The organism is Verrucosispora sp. WMMA2121, from assembly GCF_027460185.1.
GTDB classification, from domain to species: Bacteria; Actinomycetota; Actinomycetes; order Mycobacteriales; family Micromonosporaceae; genus Micromonospora; species Micromonospora palythoicola.
On sequence record NZ_JAPZBH010000006.1, the window covers coordinates 956,777 to 972,796 of the forward strand.

Below are 16,020 nucleotides of genomic sequence, written 5' to 3' on the forward strand. Positions count from 1 at the left end.
ACAACGCCGCCAAGCCTAGCCGCTCGACCGGGCACGTCTCGGCCGGGCGTCACCCGGATGTCACTCGGGTGTGCTGAACCGCCTACGACGATTGAAGGTCACGACGAGCAGGATCCCGCCGATGGAGAACGCCAGCACGCCCAGCGACAGCAGCACGAGTGTCGAGTTCGACCCGGTGACCGGCAGCCAGGCCCCGCTCGTCTTCGACGGCGACGGGACGGGCGCCGCGGGGCTCGGCGACAGCGTCGAGGTCGGGTCGGCCGGGCTCGGCGTGGCGGTGGACGCGGTCGGGGTAGGGGTAGGGGTAGGGGTAGGGGTAGGGCTCGGAGCGGTCGGGGTGGCGCTCGGAGCGGTCGGTGTCGGGCTCGGACCGGTCGAGGTCGCCGTGGGGGTCGGGGTAGCGGCCTCGGCGACGACGATCGTGATGTCCTGCTCGCCGAAGAAGCCGTTCCTGTCGGTCATCCGCAGGGTCGCGGGGTAGGTGCCGGCCGTGGTCGGCGAACCCCCGAGCGAGTTACCGACCAGCAGCATGCCCGGCGGCAGGCTCCCCGCACTCAACGACAACCGGTACGGCTCCGTGCCACCCGTCGCCTCGACGGTGTGGATCGCGTACACCTGCCCCAGGACCATCGGCGACCGGGGCACGCCCGAGGTGATCTCGACCGTGGGTTCGCGTACCTCGATCGTGGCCGTCCGCTCGGCGAACTGGCCGGCCGCGTCGGTCATCCGCAGGGTGAAGGTGTAGGTGCCCGCCGTGGTCGGCGAACCCCCGAGCGAGTTACCGACCAGCAGCATGCCCGGCGGCAGGCTCCCCGCACTCAACGACAACCGGTACGGCTCCGTGCCACCCGTCGCCTCGACGGTGTGGATCGCGTACACCTGCCCCAGGACCATCGGCGACCGGGGTGCGCCCGAGGTGATGGTGACGGCCACCGCCGCGGCCGGGGATGCGGTGCCCAGCAGCAACGCGACCACCATCGTCAGGGCCATGACCGGGCGCAGTGTCTTCATCGCACATCCAGCTCTGATCAGAACGGCTCGCGTTCGCCAGCGACCAGCCGGTCCACCCGACTCTCGGTCATCCAAACAGGAGGGTTGACGATCGGCAATTACCCGATCGGTGACCAGTGTGTCGCGCCGACGCCACCGCGCCCGGCGCGGCCGGGTGGCCGCACCGGGCGGGCGAACGGTGCCGTGCGCGGACGACGGTCGGCCGCCTGCGCACGATCGGTCACATGGTCGGTGGCGTGAGCGTGCCGACCGCGCTCTCCAAGGCGGCGGCGACCCGGTACATCCGGTCGTCGGCCATGGTCGGTGCCATCACCTGCAGGCCGACCGGCAGCCCCTCGGAGAGCCCGCACGGCACCGAGATGCCCGGCCCGCCGTACAGGTTGCTCGGGATGGTGAACAGGTCGGCCAGGTACATCTGGTACGGGTCGGAGGTGCGCGCGCCGAGCGGGAAGGCGACGAACGGGGTGGTCGGCGAGATCAGCGCGTCGACCCGCTCGAACGCCGCGGTGAAGTCGCGGGTGATCAGCGTCCGCACCTTCTGCGCCTGCCCGTAGTAGGCGTCGTAGTAGCCCGAGGAGAGCGCGTACGTGCCGAGCATGATGCGCCGCTTGACCTCGGGGCCGAAGCCGGCCTCCCGGGTCAGCGACATGACCTCCTCCAGCGACCGGTTGCCGTCGTCGCCGGTCCGCAACCCGAACCGGACGCCGTCGAAGCGGGCCAGGTTCGAGGAGCACTCGCTGGGCGCGATCAGGTAGTACGCCGGCAGGGCGTAGCGGAAGTGCGGGCAGGAGATCTCGACGATCTCCGCGCCGAGCTTGGTGAGCGTGTCGACGGCCTCGTTGAAGGCGGCCGTCACGCCCGGCTCCGCGCCCTCGCCGCCGAACTCGGTGACGATGCCCAGCCGCACCCCGCTCAGGTCGCCGGTCGCGCCGAGCTTCGCCGCGGCCACCACGTCCGGCACGGGTGCCGGGATGGAGGTGGAGTCACGCGGGTCGTGCCCGCCGATCGCCGCGTGCAGCAACGCCGCGTCGAGCACCGTACGCGCGCACGGGCCAGGGGTGTCCAGCGAGGAGGAGAACGCCACCAGCCCGTACCGGGAGGTGCCGCCGTATGTCGGTTTCGCGCCGACGGTGCCGGTGACCGCGCCCGGCTGGCGGATCGAGCCGCCGGTGTCCGAGCCGATCGCCAACGGCGCCTCGTACGCGGCGAGCGCCGCCGCGCTTCCGCCGCCGGAGCCACCCGGGATGCGGTCGGTGTCCCACGGGTTGCGGCTCGGCCCGTACGCCGAGTACTCCGTGGAGGAGCCCATCGCGAACTCGTCCATGTTGGTCTTGCCGAGCATCACCGTGCCGGCGGCGCGCAGCCGCTGCACGATCGTCGAGTCGTACGGCGGACGCCAGCCCTCGAGGATCTTCGAGCCGACCGTGGTCGGCACACCCTTCGTGGTGAGGACGTCCTTGACCGCGACCGGCACACCGGCCAGCGGCCCCAGTTCCTCGCCGGCCGCCCGACGGGCGTCGATGTCCCGGGCGGCGGCGAGCGCGCCTTCGGTGTCGACGTGCAGGAAGGCGTTGACCCGGCCGTCCACGGCGGCGATCCGGTCCAGGTGGGCCTGGGTGACCTCGACCGCGGAGGCCGCGCCGGTGGCGACGAGCCCCGCGATCTGCGTCGCGGTCATTGCGGTGACGTCGGTCATGAGGCCACATCCTCGTCCAGGATCCGCGGTACGCGGAACCGCTGCTCCTCCGCGTCGGGGGCACCCGACAGCGCTTCCTCCGGCGTCAGGCACGGCGTCACGACGTCCTCGCGGAGCACGTTCGTCAGCGGCACCGAGTGGGAGGTCGGCGGGATGTCCGCGGCGGCGACCTCGCCCACCTGTGCGACCGCCTGGAGGATCACGTCGAGCTGACCGGCGAAGGTGTCCAACTCCTCCTCCGTCACGGCGAGCCGCGACAGTCGCGCCAGGTGCGCGACCTCCTCGCGGGAGATGGCGGCCATCGGTGCCCCCTTCGTGGCTGTGCTGCGTCTGCCTGACCTGCGCCCACCGCTGCCGGCTACGCGACACGCGGTGACCGCAGCGAGTCTATTGTTTCCCGCCCGGCCGGCCGTTGCCGCCTCCCCGAGCACCCGATAGCGGCCGGTCCCGGCCCGGCCGGATCAGCGGGCGTGCCGTCGGGGAATGTCCGCCTCGTCGTGGCCGCCGAGTGGGCGCAGCGGACGGTACCGGGCCAGCCAGGCGGCCAGTTCCTCCGCCGGCATCGGCCGGGCGTAGAACCAGCCCTGGGCGGCGTCGCAGCCGGCCGCGTGCAGCATCCGCCAGGTCCGCTCGTCCTCCACGCCCTCGGCCACCACCCGCAGCCCCAGCGCCTTGGCCAGTTCGATGGTGGAGCGGACGATCGCCGCGTCGTCGGCGTCCTCGACCATGCCGAGGACGAACGAGCGGTCCACCTTCACCTCCGACAGCGGCAGTCGGCGCAGGTGCTGGAGGGACGAGTAGCCGGTGCCGAAATCGTCGAGCGCGATGCCCACGCCGATCCGGTGCAGCCGGGTGATGGTGGTCAGCACCCGCCGCGGGTCGGCCATCAGCGCGCCCTCGGTGATCTCCAGTTGCAGCCGCTCGGGTGCCACCCCGTAGCGGGCGAGCCGATCGGCGATCTGGTCGGCGATCTCACCGGTGTGCAGGTCCCGCACGCTGACGTTCAACGCCGCCCGCAGTCCGAGGCCGGCCGCCGACCACTTGGCGAGCTGCTCCACCACGTCGTCGACGACCCGGCGGGTGAGCAGCCGCATCACCGCGCTCTGTTCGGCGACCCGGATCAGCTCCTCCGGGTCGACCATCCCCCGGCGCGGATGCCGCCAGCGCAGCAGCGCCTCCACCCCGACCACCTCGCCGGTGGCGATGGCGACCTGCGGCTGGTAGTACATCGTGATCTCGCCCGCGTCCGTGCCCGGCTCGGCGCCGGGACGATCCTCGGCGGTGGGTTCCGCCCCACCACCGAGGTCCGACTGGTCACCGGCGCGCGTCCCGGACCACACCGCCCCGCCGGCCGTCGCGGCGTCCGATCCGGCGTCCCGGGCCGCCCGGCGCAGGGTCGGGTCGGCGCCGGTGATGATCCGGGCGATCAGCTCGTCGTCGGGCCGCATCACCCGGGGACGGCGTCGCCGGCGATCCCACCATCGGGCGCCGGCCGGCTCCTCCGTCGGCACGGAGGTGGGCAGCACCGCGCCGTCGCCGCCGCGAACGGCGGTCAGGTCGGCCGGCGCGGATCCGTCGTTCCGCCCCGACGCGCCGACCTCCAGCACCCGGCGCAGGTCGGCCAGCAGCCCCAACCGCTCGGCGGAGTTGTGGTCGGACTCGGCGGTGTAGACGGCGACGGTGTCGTTGCGGTGCTTCGCGTCGTACATCGCCACGTCCGCGTGCCGCATCAGGGTGGCGAAGTCCTCCCCGTGATCCGGAAACAGGGCGATGCCGATGGAGCCGCCGACGTCCAGCGGCAGCCCGTCCAGCGGCACCGGTTCGGCGAGCGCCTGGACGACCTCATCGGCCAGCGCACGAGCCTCGCCGACCTCGCTGAGCCCGGTCATCACGATCGCGAACTCGTCGCCGCCGAGCCGGGCGACCATCTGCGGCGGCGCGACCACGCCGGTCAACCGGGCGCTCACCTCCACCAGCAGCCGGTCACCGACCGCGTGGCCGAGCGCGTCGTTGACGTTCTTGAACCGGTCCAGGTCGATGAGCAGCAGGGCGAGGCGCGTCGCGGGCTCTCCCCGGGCGGCGCGCTCCGCGTGCCGGTGCACCTGTTCGTTGACCTCCGCCAGCAGGGCCTTGCGGTTGGGTAGGCCGGTGAGCGGGTCGAGTGCGGCCAACTGATGCTGCTCCACGGTGAGCCGGGCCATCCGGTAGACCGCGAACAGCGGCACCAGCACCAGCGGCACCAGGGCGGCGCTGGCCCTGGCGGCGGTGACCAGCACCGGCGCGAGCAGCAGTAACGACCCGGTGGAGAGCAGCTCGAAGGGCAGGCCGTGCCACGCGTTGGGCCACCACCGCTCCCCGAAGCGCAGCCGCACCGCCGTGGTGACCAGCCCATAGTTGACGGCGAACCAGGCGACTCCGGCGCCGCCGATCGCGGCGATGTCGGTCCAGCCCAGCGCAGCGCCGTCGTAGATGCCGCCGGGGCCGAGCCGGGTGACCGCGTACGCCGCCGCCAGCGAGCAGGCGTACTGCCCCGCGTTGAAGGCCGTCCGCCAGGGCGCGTGCCGCATCCGGATCCCGGACACCACCACGGCGACCGCCTGCACCGCGACCGCGGGGCCGAGCCCCCAGCCGAGCAGGATCGCGAAGGTGAAGCAGGTCGAGGGGAAGACGGCCGAGGAGGACTGCCCCCGACCGGGCGGCAGGAAGGGCCGCGCGTCGCAGGCCACGGCGAGCACCGCCATCGTCCAGAACGCCGCCGGCAGGTCAGGCAGGGTCGAGACGAACGACACCAGCCCGCCGGCCGAGACGAGCACGGCCACCGCGAGTACGGCCGCGACGAAGGTGGAGAACTGCGCGGTACGCCCGGGCGGGACGAGGTTGCGCGGATCGGGCGACTCCATCACACCTCCCGGCACGAGACCGGCCCGTGGTCTCACGCGCCGTGCCCCAATGAAACGCCCCACCGCCCATCAACCCGGCGCGACAGTCACGAACCGGTCGTAGTCGTAATTAAGTTGGTATCCGGCACCGTGTCGTAAAGATCGTCACTCCTCGACCCGGGCCACCTGCCGGGCCGCCTCGGGGCCGGCGTCGAGGAGCACCCGGAAGCCCTCCTCGTCGAGCACGGGCACCTTCAGGCTCGCCGCCTTGTCCGCCTTGGAGCCGGGGTTGTCGCCCACCACCACGAAGCCGGTCTTCTTCGACACCGAGCCGCTGACCTTGCCACCCCGGGACTGGATCGCCTCCGCCGCCTGGTCCCGCGAGAAGCCGCCGAGGGTGCCGGTCACCACCACGGTCACCCCCTCCAGCGGACGTGGCCCCTCCTGCACCGCCTCCTCCGCCATGCGAACACCCGCCTCGGCCCACTTGCGGACCACCTCCCGGTGCCAGTCGACGGCGAACCACTCGCGGATGCTGGCGGCGATGGTCGGGCCGACACCGTCGACTGAGGAGAGTTCCTCCTCGGTCGCCCGGTCGACCGCCTCGATGGACCGGAAGTGCCGGGCCAACGCCTGCGCGGCGGTCGGCCCGACGTGCCGGATCGACAGGGCCACCAGCACCCGCCACAGGTCGCGTTCCCGGGCCGTGGCGAGATTGTCGAGCAGCTTGACGGCGTTGCTGCCGAGGCTGCCGTCCTTGTTGACGAAGAACGGCGCACGGGCCAGCCGCTCGGCGTCGAGCGAGAAGAGGTCACCCTCGTCGGTGATGATCTGCGCGTCGAGCAGCGCGGCGCCGCTCTTGTAGCCGAGTGCCTCGATGTCGAAGGCGCCCCGCCCGGCCAGGTGGAACACCCGCTCCCGCAGCTGCGCGGGGCAGCTGCGCGAGTTGGGGCACCGGATGTCGACGTCGCCCTCCTTGGCGGGCGCGAGCGGCGTCCCGCAGGCCGGGCAGGTGGTCGGCATGACGAACGGTCGGGCGTCCGGCGGACGCAGGTCGACCACCGGACCGAGCACCTCGGGGATCACGTCGCCGGCCTTGCGGATCACCACCGTGTCGCCGATCAGCACCCCTTTGCGCTCGACCTCGCGGGCGTTGTGCAGGGTCGCGTACTCGACGGTGGAGCCGGCCACCCGGACCGGCTGGAGCACCGCCCGGGGCGTGACCCGACCGGTCCGCCCGACCTCGACCTCGATGTCGAGCAGGGTGGTGTTGACCTCCTCCGGCGGGTACTTGAAGGCGATCGCCCAGCGTGGCGCCCGGCTGGTGGAACCCAGCCGGCCCTGGATGGGCACCGGGTCGACCTTCACCACCACGCCGTCGATCTCGTGCTCGACGTCGTGCCGGTGCGCCGCGTAGTGCGCGATGTAGTCCCGGACGCCGGCCAGGTCGGGCACCACCCGCCAGCGGTCGCTGGTGGGCAGCCCCCAGCCCTGCAACGCCGCGTACGACTCGGACTGGGTGGCCGGCTGGAAGCCGCGGCGGGCGCCGATGCCGTGCACCACCAGGCGCAGCGGGCGGGAAGCGGTGATCCGTGGATCCTTCTGCCGCAGGCTGCCGGCCGCGGCGTTGCGCGGGTTGGCGAAGGGTGCCTTGCCCTGCTCGACCAGACCGGCGTTGAGATCGGCGAAGGCGGTCACCGGAAAGTAGATCTCGCCCCGCACCTCGATGAACTCGGGGGCCGGTCCGAACTCCGCCGACTCGGTCAGCCGACCCGGCACGTCCCGGATGCTGCGTACGTTCGCGGTGACGTCCTCGCCGGTGCGGCCGTCGCCGCGGGTGGCCGCGCGGATCAGCCGGCCGCCCTCGTAGGTGAGGTTGATCGCCAGCCCGTCGACCTTCAGCTCGCACAGATAAGGTGCCGGACCACCGGCGTCCCGCTCGACCCGCTCCGCCCAGGCGGCCAGTTCCTCGTCGGCGAAGGCGTTGTCCAGCGACATCATCCGTTCGGCGTGCGCGACCGGGGTGAAGTCGGTGGAGAACGTGCCACCGACCCGCTGGGTCGGTGAATCCGGGGTGCGCAGCGCCGGGAACTCCGCCTCCAGCGCCTCCAGCTCGCGTAGTTGGCGGTCGAAGTCGGCGTCGGAGACGGTCGGGGCGTCGAGCACGTAGTAGCGGTACTGGTGCTCGGTCAGTTCCTGGCTGAGCGTGGTGTGCCGCTCCCGCGCCTGCGGCGTCGGCTCGGGACCGGCGGCCTCCTGCGCCGCATCGACCTGCTGGGGAACCGCTTCCTCGGACACCCTGCCGCCTCCGGACACCGCTGTCGACCTCCCGTGATCGTGCTACCCCCGCACGGTATCCCCCGGGTGGGACAACCGTGCGGCCAGCGCGGCGAGTTGATCGGCGTACTCGATCCGGCCGGCCCAGTCCGCCGGCCAACCGGCCATCCCGTTGGCCGCGCCGACGAAGGCTCCGGCGAGGGCGGCGATCGAGTCGGAGTCTCCGGCGCTCCGCGCGCCCCGGGCCAGCGCGTCGACCGGGGCGTCCGGGTGCCGGAGCGCGCAGTACAGGGCTGCCGTGAGCGCCTCCTCGGCGATCCAGCCCGCACCGGTGACGCGGCACGGATCGTCGCCGTCGTCCGGGGCGGCCAGGGCCGCGTCGAGTCGACCCAGCGCCAGGAGGCACTCGTCCCAACCGCGGGCGATGAACTCCTCCGGCGTCCGCTCGCCCGGCCGTTGCCACAGCTCACCGAGCCAGTCGGCCCGGTAGACCGTGCGCTGCTGCCGGGCCCGGGCGGTGAGCAGGCCGGGGAGGTCGGTCAACGGAGCGTCGCCGACGAGCAGCCGCACGGCGTACGCGGTCAGCTCGCTCGCCGCCAGCCCGGTCGGGTGTCCGTGGGTCAGGCCGGCCTGGAGCTGGGCCAGCCCGGCGAGGGTGTCCAGGTCGACGTCGAGCAGCCCGACCGGGGTGACCCGCATGTTCGCGCCACACCCCTTCGAGCCGGCCTCGGTGGCCTGCTGCCAGGGCCGGCCCCGGGACAGTTCGGCGCAGGCCCGCAGGCAGGTCATCCCCGGCGCGCGGTTGTTGTCCGGGCTGGCCGCCCAGTCCAGGAACCGGCGGCGCAGCAGCGGCTCCACCGCCTCGGCGGTGTACGCCGGCGCGTCGTGCAGCGCCCAACCCACCGCCAACGCCATCTGGGTGTCGTCGGTGACCAGCGCCGGGTCACCGTCCAGCTCACGCGGACCGGTGGACCCGTAGCGCCGGTCGATCTCGGCGACGGTGAGGAACTCGGTGGGCTTGCCGAGGGCGTCACCGAAGGCGAGCCCGAATAGCGAGCCGGCGACGCGCTGCGGCGCAGGGCTGATCATGACCGTGATGATGCCCGCCGCCGGCAAGTCCGCGCAGCACCCGGTCGGACCACCATTGTCGGCCTGCCGGTCCGGCCGAGGCCGGCACCGGCAGGCCGGGCGGTCAGTCCCAGCAGAGGCAGAAGGGGTGTCCGGCCGGGTCGGCGTAGACCCGGAAGCCCTCGCCCTCGCCGGGTAGCCGGCGGGCGCCCAGGGCCAGGGCCGCCTGCTCCGCCGCCTCGATGTCGTCGACCGTCACGTCGAGGTGGAACTGCTGGGGCCGCGCCGGATCCGGCCAGGCCGGCGGGCGCAGGTCGAGGGCCCGCTGGAAGGCCAGCCGGGGCTGGTGGCCGGGTGGCCCACCGAGCACCACCCACTCGTCATCGTCGGAGTTGTCCCCGATCAGCGGCAGGCCGAGCAGCTCCGCGTAGAAGCCGGCCAGCGCACGTGGGTCGGGGCAGTCGATCACCGTCGAACGCAGCTGTCCAATCATGGCGGGCATCGTGCCCGGTGGGTACGACGGAAAACCTCACTGCTCGGACAGCCGGCGGCCGGCGTCCCGACAGGCCGCGAGGACCGCCCGGACATATCCGGCGTCGGCACCGGCCAGGCCGCAGGCGGGAGTCACCACCACCTGCTCGGCGAGCCGGCGGCGCGGGAACCCGAGGCGGTCCCAGAGGGTGCGTACCCGGTCGGCCAGGTCGGCCGAGGTCGGTGCCCGACCGTTCGGCGTCGTCGGCGCAGCACCGGCCAGCAGCCCGAACCCGGCGTCGAGCGCCTCACCGAGCGGGTCGAGGTCGGTGAGCAGGCTCAGGTCGAGCGCGACACCGACCGCTCCGGCGGAGCGGAGCAGCTCCAGCGGCACGTCCGGGGCGCAGCAGTGCACCACGGTCGGCACCCCGACCGCGTCGATCACCGCGCTCAGCAACGCGCGGGCGTCGCCCGACTCCACCGCCCGGTAGGCACCGAGGCCACTCTCGGTGGGAACGCGGCCGGCCAGCACCGCCGGCAGGCCCGGCTCGTCCAGTTGCAGCAGCACCGAGGCGCGCGGCAGCCGACGGGTCACCGCCTCAACGTGGTCGCGCAGCCCTTCGGCCAGCGAGCCGGCCAGGTCCCGCAGCGCGCCGGGGTCGCGCAGCATCCGACCGCCGATCGGCAGCTCGATCGAGGCGGCCAGGGTCAGCGGTCCGGCCGCCTGGATCTTGAGTGGGCCGGCGTACTCCTCGGCCTGCTCGGCGAGCTGGTCCAGGTCGCGTTCCATCAGGTCGCGGGCCCGGCGCAGGTCGCGGCCGGGGCGCGGAGCCACCCGCCACCGCGCCGCGTACAGCTCGATCGGCAACTCCACCAGCAGACCGCCGGTGCGCCCGATCAGGTCCGCACCCGGCCCCCGGGCCGGCAACTCCGGCAGATGAGGCAGGGCGGGCAGCTCACCGAGGACGATCCGCTGCGCCTCGGCGACGTCGGTCCCCGGCAACGACCCCACACCCGTCGCCGCACCCACCGTCCACGGCAACCCTAGATCACTCACCGCCGCAGCCTACCCGCGAACACCTCAGCCACCTGTTGATCAAGAAGTTCTGGTCACGATTCCGGCGTGCGGCTGATGCAAACTTCTTGATCAACGCCCAGAGATGGCGGTCAGTCGGTGATGGTGGCGGAGCCGAGGACGATGTCGCCGGCCGGGTCGGGGCGGTAGGCGACGATGGCCTGGCCGGCGGCGACGCCGCGCACCGGGTGGCGCAGGTCGGCGTGCAGGGTGTCGCCGGCCACCGTGACGGCGGCGGGCACCACGACGCCGTGGGCGCGTAGCTGCACCTCGCACTCGATCGGGCCCTCGGGTCGCGGGCCACCGGTCCAGACCGGGCGGGTGGCGTTGACCTCGGAGACCTCAAGCACCTCCGCCGGGCCGACGGTGACGGTGTTCGTCGTCGGCGTGATGGAGAGCACGTAGCGGGGCCGGCCGTCCGGGGCGGGCCGGTCCAGGTGCAGCCCGCGCCGCTGGCCGACGGTGTACGCGTACGCGCCGGCGTGCCGCCCCACCACCGCACCGGTGGTGGCGTCGACCACGTCGCCGGGCGTCTCACCGAGGCGCTGGGCCAGGAAACCCCGGGTGTCTCCGTCGGCGATGAAGCAGATGTCGTGCGAGTCCGGCTTGTCGGCGACGGCGAGCCCGCGCTCGGCGGCCTCCTGCCGGACCTGCGCCTTCGTCGAGTCGCCCAGCGGAAACATCGAGCGGTCCAGCTGCTCACGGGTGAGCACGGCCAGCACGTACGACTGGTCCTTGGCCGCGTCGACACTGCGGCGCAGCAGGCCGTCGGGGCCGAGCCGGGCGTGGTGACCGGTGACCACCGCGTCAAACCCCAGGGCCACCGCCCGGTCCAGCACCGCGGCGAACTTGATCTTCTCGTTGCAGCGCAGGCACGGGTTCGGGGTACGCCCCGCCGCGTACTCGGCGACGAAGTCGTCGACCACGTCGGCGTGGAAGCGGTCGGCCATGTCCCACACGTAGAACGGAATCCCGAGCACGTCGGCGGCCCGCCGGGCGTCCCGCGAGTCCTCCAGCGTGCAGCAGCCCCGGGCCCCCGTGCGGTAGGTCTGCGGGTTGCGCGCCAACGCCAGGTGCACGCCGGTCACGTCATGCCCGGCCTGCACCGCCCGCGCCGCCGCCACGGCGGAATCCACACCGCCGGACATCGCCGCCAACACCCTCACCCGGACCACTCTCCCTTCCCACCGAGCCTATCCCCGCCCGGCACCGGCTCAACGGGGCGTACGCGGAGCCGCCGCCCGCCGGGCCCGTTCCACGGCCCCCGGTAGGGCGGCGATGAGCGCGTCGACATCGGCCGTGGTGCTGGTGTGGCCGAGGGAGAAGCGCAGCGACGAGCGGGCCCGGTCGTCGTCCGCGCCCATCGCCAGCAGCACGTGGGAGGGCTGCGCCACTCCCGCCGAGCACGCCGAGCCGGTCGAACAGGCGATGCCCTGGGCGTCCAGCAGGAGCAGCAGCGCGTCCCCCTCGCAGCCGGGAAAGGAGAAGTGCGCGTTGCCGGGCAGCCGGTCGGTCGGGTCGCCGTTGAAGACCACCTCGGGGACCGCCTGACGGACCCGCCGCACCAGGTCGTCACGGAGCGCGGCCAACCCGGCCGCGTACTCCTGCTGGCCCTTGACGGCCGCTTCGACGGCGACCGCGAAGGCGACGATGCCGGCCGCGTCGAGGGTGCCGGAACGCACGTCCCGTTCCTGTCCACCACCGTGCAGCAGCGGTACCGCCGCCACGTCCCGGCCGAGCAGCAACGCGCCGACGCCGACCGGGCCGCCGAGCTTGTGACCGGTCACGGTGAGCGCGGCGACGCCGCTGGCGGCGAAGTCGACGGGTACCTGCCCGACCGCCTGGATGGCGTCGGTGTGGAACGGCACCCCGTACTCGGCGGCCACGGCGGCCAGCTCGGCGATCCGCTGGACGGTGCCGACCTCGTTGTTGGCCCACATGGCGGTGACCAGCGCCGCCCGGTCGCCGTGTTCGGCCAGCTCGGTGCGGAGTACGTCCGGGTGCAACCGGCCGGACCCGTCGACGGACAGCCAGCCCACCTCGGCGCCTTCGTGCCGGTCCAGCCACTGCACCGCGTCGAGGACGGCGTGGTGTTCGACGGCACTGGAGATCACCCGGCGCCGCCCGGCCTCGGCGGCCCGACGCGCCCAGAAGATGCCCTTCACCGCGAGGTTGTCACTCTCGGTACCACCACCGGTGAAGATCACCTCGGACGGCCGGGCCCCGAGTACGGCGGCCACCCGCTCCCGCGACTCCTCCACCCGCCGACGGGCGCGCCGGCCGGACGCGTGCAGGGAAGACGCGTTGCCGACCTCGCGGGCGGTCGCGACGTACGCCTCCAATGCCTCGTCGAGCATCGGAGTGGTCGCGGCATGATCCAGGTAAGCCATCACGATTCAGCCTAACGACCACTCCGGTGCCGACCGCAGACCGGATTGCCTGACGGGACGTCAGACCGGTGACGCGGTCACCACGATGTTGTCCCGGTAGCGGCGAGCCTCGGCGTCGAACGGCCCACCACAGGTGATCAGCGTCAGCCGGGGACGCCCGTCGCGGGCGAAGTACCGCTCCAGTGGAATCTTCGTCTTGTCGTACTCCTCCCGGGCCACCACCCGGTAGGTCCGCTCGGTCCCGTCTTCACCGGTGGCCGTGACGGTGTCCCCCGGTGCCAGTTCCCGCAGCCGGTAGAAGGCACCCTTGCCCTGATCGGCGCTGTCGACGTGTCCGGCGATCACCACCGAGCCGGACTCGGCCTCCAGCCCGGGGCCGTAGCGGTACCAGCCGATCTCGTCGACGCTGGGCGGCACGTCGAACTCCTGGGTGCGCTCGTCGACGCCGACCGGGTCGACCCGCGCGGTGACCCCGATCGCGGGGATGCGCAACCGGACCGGGCGCACCGGTTCGGCGTCGTCCGGCAGCGCGCCGGGGGCCACCGCCACGGCCGGTCCGGTGCGCACCGCAGTGGGGCTGGCCAGGGCGGCGGCCTGCTCGGTGCCGACGCTTCCCGCCGGCCGGGACACGACCGCCACCACCGCCGCGACGGCGAGCGCGGCGGCGCCGGCGGCCACCGCCGCCAGCGCCGCACGGTTGCCGACGGTCACCGGCGACCCGACCGGACGACAGCCGCCCGCGCCCCACCCGCGACCAGCAGCAGGAGCCCGGTGCCCGCCAGGGCGTACCACCAGGTGCCGAGACCGGTGTCGGCCTGCCCGCCGGTGCCGCTCGGCACGCCGGACGGCGCCGAGTGCAGGCCGTCGATGGTCTGCGCGACGACGGAGAGGTTCTCCGCCTCGGCGGAGCCGATGGCGTAGACGATCGTCGCCGTGCCCTCGCGCAGGTTGAGGTCGGCCGGACCGATCACCACGGTGTCGGTGCCGGCGAGCACCACGTCCGCCGAGACGCTGCCGGCGTCCACGTCACCCTTCGCCTCGTTCGGGTTGGTCAGGCCCTCGAAGACCGGGCTGCCGCCGGCCCGCACGTCCACGGCCGGCGCGGCGGCGGTGTGCCGGACGATCAGCCGGGCCTTGCCGGCGTCGACCTTCGCGGTGTCGTTGACGAAGGGGGTGATGGTCGGCTCGCCGCCGGCGTTGAGGTGGGCGGCGATGCTGATGTTCGCCCCACCGGGCACCTCGGCGTCGTCGGCGGTGAGGATGGCGTCGCCGATCGGCTCGCCCGGCCTGGTCAGCGCGAGGTCGTACTGCCCCTCGGGCAGGTCCAGCGGACCGGCCACGTCACCGGGCTCGAAGTTCTCCAGGGTCTTCTCCCCGTTGACGTAGACGTCGACCGGGGTGTCCGGGATGCCGTGCACGACGGAGACCTTCGAGTCGGCGGCGTACGCCGGGGTCGCCGTCGCGATGCCGGCGCCGACGAAGGTCAGCGCGGCGACCGCGCCACCGGCGGCGACGCGACGAAGGTACGCGAACTGCATGTCTGCCTCCTGATGTTTCGTGCCACTTCGTCATGCTTGCTGTGCACCCCGAGTTACGCCGACAGCTCGCCGCCCGGATGCGGGCGGCGGCGACTTTCTTTTTGCGGCGGCAACCGCATCCGGCGGGCACCGTCCCGACGTAGTGAGGTCGACAGGACGCTGGGCTGACAGAGGGGACGGCGCCGGTGCGAGCTACAGTCGGGCATGCCCCCAACCAGGCGAACCGTCCCGTGACCGGGATCCGGCAGCAACCGGGCACACCCGAGGACGAGCTGGCCCGCCGTTTCCGGGCCGGCGACGAGCTGGCGCTGCGTGAGGCGTACGACCGTTACGGTCGGGCGGTTCTCCACCTGGCCACCAGCACGCTTGTCAACCGCAGCGACGCGGAGGACGCGACCCAGGCCACGTTCGTCGCCGCCTGGCTCGGCCGGGAGACCTTCGACCCGGCGAAGGGCTCACTCGTCGGCTGGTTGCTCGGCATCGGCCGGCGCAAGGTGATCGACCGGCTCAGGTCCGCCGCCCGGGAGAACCGGGTGGTCGACACCGTGCGCCAACTGCCCGAGCCGGCGCCCGCCGGCAGTGACCCGGACACCGTGGTCGACCGGCTGGTGGTCGCCGACGAACTGGCGCGGCTGCCGGACGAACAGCGACGCATGCTGGAATTGGCCTTCTTCGACGACCTGACCCACCAGCAGATCGCGACGATGACCGGAGTGCCGCTCGGCACGGTCAAGAGTCACATCCGGCGGGGCATGGCGAGTCTGAAGCGCAGATGGGAGGTGGACGGTGCAGCACCTGGAGCACGACCGGCTGGTATTTCTGGCGCTCGGTGAGAGTGAGGTGGACGTCTCCGACCGCACCCATCTCGACGCCTGCCCGCACTGCCGGGCCGAGTTGGACAGCCTGCGCCACGTCGCCGGTCTCAGTGCCGCCGGTCAGGAACTGCGTGATCTGCCCGACCCGCCGGAGCACGTCTGGCAGGGCATCATGGCCGAGATCACGGCGGCGGAGGAACTGCCCCGCCTCGCCGACCGGCAGCGGCCGGGCGGGACCGACCCGGTCACCACCGACACTGCGCCGGCACCTCGCCGATCACGACGCGGACGCTGGTCCCGGCTCGCCACCACGGCGGTCACGGCGGTCGCCGCCGCCACCGTCGCGGTGATCGGCACCGCCGCCGTGCTGCGCGACGGTACGCCCGCCGAGCCGACGGTGCTGGCCAGCGCTCCCCTGGCGGCGTACGGTTCGACTCCGCCGACGGCCCGGGGTGACGCGCGGGTGCTGGGCAGCGGCGAGTTGCATCTGCACGTGGCGAATCTCCCGGCCGTACCGGGGTACTACGAGGTCTGGCTCATCAACCCGCGGAACATGGAGATGTTCTCGGTCGGTGTGCTCGGCGACGGCTCCGACGTGCTGCTGCCGTTGCCGCCGAACGTGGACCTGGGGCAGTACTCGGTCGTCGACGTCTCGGCCGAGCAGTTCGACAACAACACCGCCCACTCCGGCGACAGCCTCCTGCGGGGCTCCCTGACGGGCTGATCGGCGGGCCGGTTCAGCTCCCCGGCCCGCCGATCAGCTCCCTCCTGCCACCGACGACACAGCCGCCGCCCGCAGT

Annotated in this window: 14 protein-coding genes; 2 read left to right on the forward strand and 12 right to left on the reverse strand. The window is 73.1% G+C overall.

Annotation, left to right across the window (positions count from 1 at the left end; all coding sequences use genetic code 11):
* Positions 1-60: 60 nt before the first annotated feature.
* From O7605_RS13330 to O7605_RS13385, 12 genes are all read right to left on the reverse strand, one after another.
* The gene (locus O7605_RS13330) at positions 61-1,011 is read right to left on the reverse strand and encodes a putative Ig domain-containing protein (protein WP_269739474.1); all 951 of its coding nucleotides are present in this window, start codon (positions 1,009-1,011) and stop codon (positions 61-63) included.
* 220 nt (positions 1,012-1,231) lie between these two features.
* The gene (gene gatA, locus O7605_RS13335) at positions 1,232-2,707 is read right to left on the reverse strand and encodes an Asp-tRNA(Asn)/Glu-tRNA(Gln) amidotransferase subunit GatA (protein WP_269739475.1); all 1,476 of its coding nucleotides are present in this window, start codon (positions 2,705-2,707) and stop codon (positions 1,232-1,234) included.
* A complete protein-coding gene (gatC, locus tag O7605_RS13340; RefSeq protein ID WP_088995614.1) occupies positions 2,704-3,009 on the reverse strand; it encodes an Asp-tRNA(Asn)/Glu-tRNA(Gln) amidotransferase subunit GatC in 306 nt (101 codons plus the stop codon). The genes gatA and gatC overlap by 4 nt, the downstream gene beginning before the upstream one ends.
* A 159-nt stretch (positions 3,010-3,168) precedes the next feature.
* Positions 3,169-5,607: a putative bifunctional diguanylate cyclase/phosphodiesterase gene (locus O7605_RS13345; RefSeq protein WP_269739476.1), complete on the reverse strand. Its 2,439-nt coding sequence runs from the start codon at positions 5,605-5,607 to the stop codon at positions 3,169-3,171.
* Positions 5,608-5,751: 144 nt separating this feature from the next.
* Complete coding sequence (gene ligA, locus O7605_RS13350) at positions 5,752-7,884, reverse strand: NAD-dependent DNA ligase LigA (RefSeq protein ID WP_269739477.1); 2,133 nt, start codon at positions 7,882-7,884, stop codon at positions 5,752-5,754.
* A 42-nt stretch (positions 7,885-7,926) separates the two neighbouring features.
* Positions 7,927-8,952, reverse strand: a complete 1,026-nt coding sequence (locus O7605_RS13355) for an ADP-ribosylglycohydrolase family protein (protein ID WP_269739478.1) — start codon at positions 8,950-8,952, stop codon at positions 7,927-7,929.
* A 103-nt stretch (positions 8,953-9,055) separates the two neighbouring features.
* Positions 9,056-9,424, reverse strand: a complete 369-nt coding sequence (locus O7605_RS13360; RefSeq protein ID WP_269739479.1) for a VOC family protein — start codon at positions 9,422-9,424, stop codon at positions 9,056-9,058.
* A gap of 36 nt (positions 9,425-9,460) precedes the next feature.
* On the reverse strand, positions 9,461-10,459 hold the full coding sequence (locus tag O7605_RS13365; protein WP_269739480.1) for a methionine synthase: 999 nt from the start codon (positions 10,457-10,459) through the stop codon (positions 9,461-9,463).
* A gap of 110 nt (positions 10,460-10,569) precedes the next feature.
* Positions 10,570-11,643, reverse strand: a complete 1,074-nt coding sequence (gene mnmA, locus O7605_RS13370; protein ID WP_269739481.1) for a tRNA 2-thiouridine(34) synthase MnmA — start codon at positions 11,641-11,643, stop codon at positions 10,570-10,572.
* 48 nt (positions 11,644-11,691) lie between these two features.
* Entirely contained in the window at positions 11,692-12,867 is a 1,176-nt protein-coding gene (locus O7605_RS13375; RefSeq protein ID WP_269739482.1) for a cysteine desulfurase family protein, read from the reverse strand.
* A gap of 60 nt (positions 12,868-12,927) precedes the next feature.
* Complete coding sequence (locus tag O7605_RS13380; protein WP_269739483.1) at positions 12,928-13,578, reverse strand: class F sortase; 651 nt, start codon at positions 13,576-13,578, stop codon at positions 12,928-12,930.
* Complete coding sequence (locus O7605_RS13385) at positions 13,575-14,405, reverse strand: DUF4397 domain-containing protein (protein ID WP_269739484.1); 831 nt, start codon at positions 14,403-14,405, stop codon at positions 13,575-13,577. Before O7605_RS13385 ends, O7605_RS13380 begins: the two co-directional genes overlap by 4 nt.
* Before the next feature lie 230 nt (positions 14,406-14,635).
* Here O7605_RS13385 and O7605_RS13390 point away from each other — a divergent pair, with 230 nt between their 5' ends.
* Positions 14,636-15,238, forward strand: a complete 603-nt coding sequence (locus tag O7605_RS13390) for an RNA polymerase sigma factor (protein WP_269742624.1) — start codon at positions 14,636-14,638, stop codon at positions 15,236-15,238.
* Positions 15,192-15,944, forward strand: a complete 753-nt coding sequence (locus O7605_RS13395; protein WP_269739485.1) for an anti-sigma factor — start codon at positions 15,192-15,194, stop codon at positions 15,942-15,944. Before O7605_RS13390 ends, O7605_RS13395 begins: the two co-directional genes overlap by 47 nt.
* The last annotated feature ends 76 nt before the right edge of the window (positions 15,945-16,020 follow it).

What these genes read in the sequence shown, in the direction of transcription:
- O7605_RS13330 (WP_269739474.1), bottom strand. Translation starts at nt 1,011, where the DNA reads ATGAAGACACTGCGCCCGGTCATGGCCCTGACGATGGTGGTCGCGTTG.
- gatA (WP_269739475.1), bottom strand. Translation starts at nt 2,707, where the DNA reads ATGACCGACGTCACCGCAATGACCGCGACGCAGATCGCGGGGCTCGTC.
- gatC (WP_088995614.1), bottom strand. Translation starts at nt 3,009, where the DNA reads ATGGCCGCCATCTCCCGCGAGGAGGTCGCGCACCTGGCGCGACTGTCG.
- O7605_RS13345 (WP_269739476.1), bottom strand. Translation starts at nt 5,607, where the DNA reads ATGGAGTCGCCCGATCCGCGCAACCTCGTCCCGCCCGGGCGTACCGCG.
- O7605_RS13355 (WP_269739478.1), bottom strand. Translation starts at nt 8,952, where the DNA reads ATGATCAGCCCTGCGCCGCAGCGCGTCGCCGGCTCGCTATTCGGGCTC.
- O7605_RS13360 (WP_269739479.1), bottom strand. Translation starts at nt 9,424, where the DNA reads ATGATTGGACAGCTGCGTTCGACGGTGATCGACTGCCCCGACCCACGT.
- O7605_RS13375 (WP_269739482.1), bottom strand. Translation starts at nt 12,867, where the DNA reads ATGGCTTACCTGGATCATGCCGCGACCACTCCGATGCTCGACGAGGCA.
- O7605_RS13385 (WP_269739484.1), bottom strand. Translation starts at nt 14,405, where the DNA reads ATGCAGTTCGCGTACCTTCGTCGCGTCGCCGCCGGTGGCGCGGTCGCC.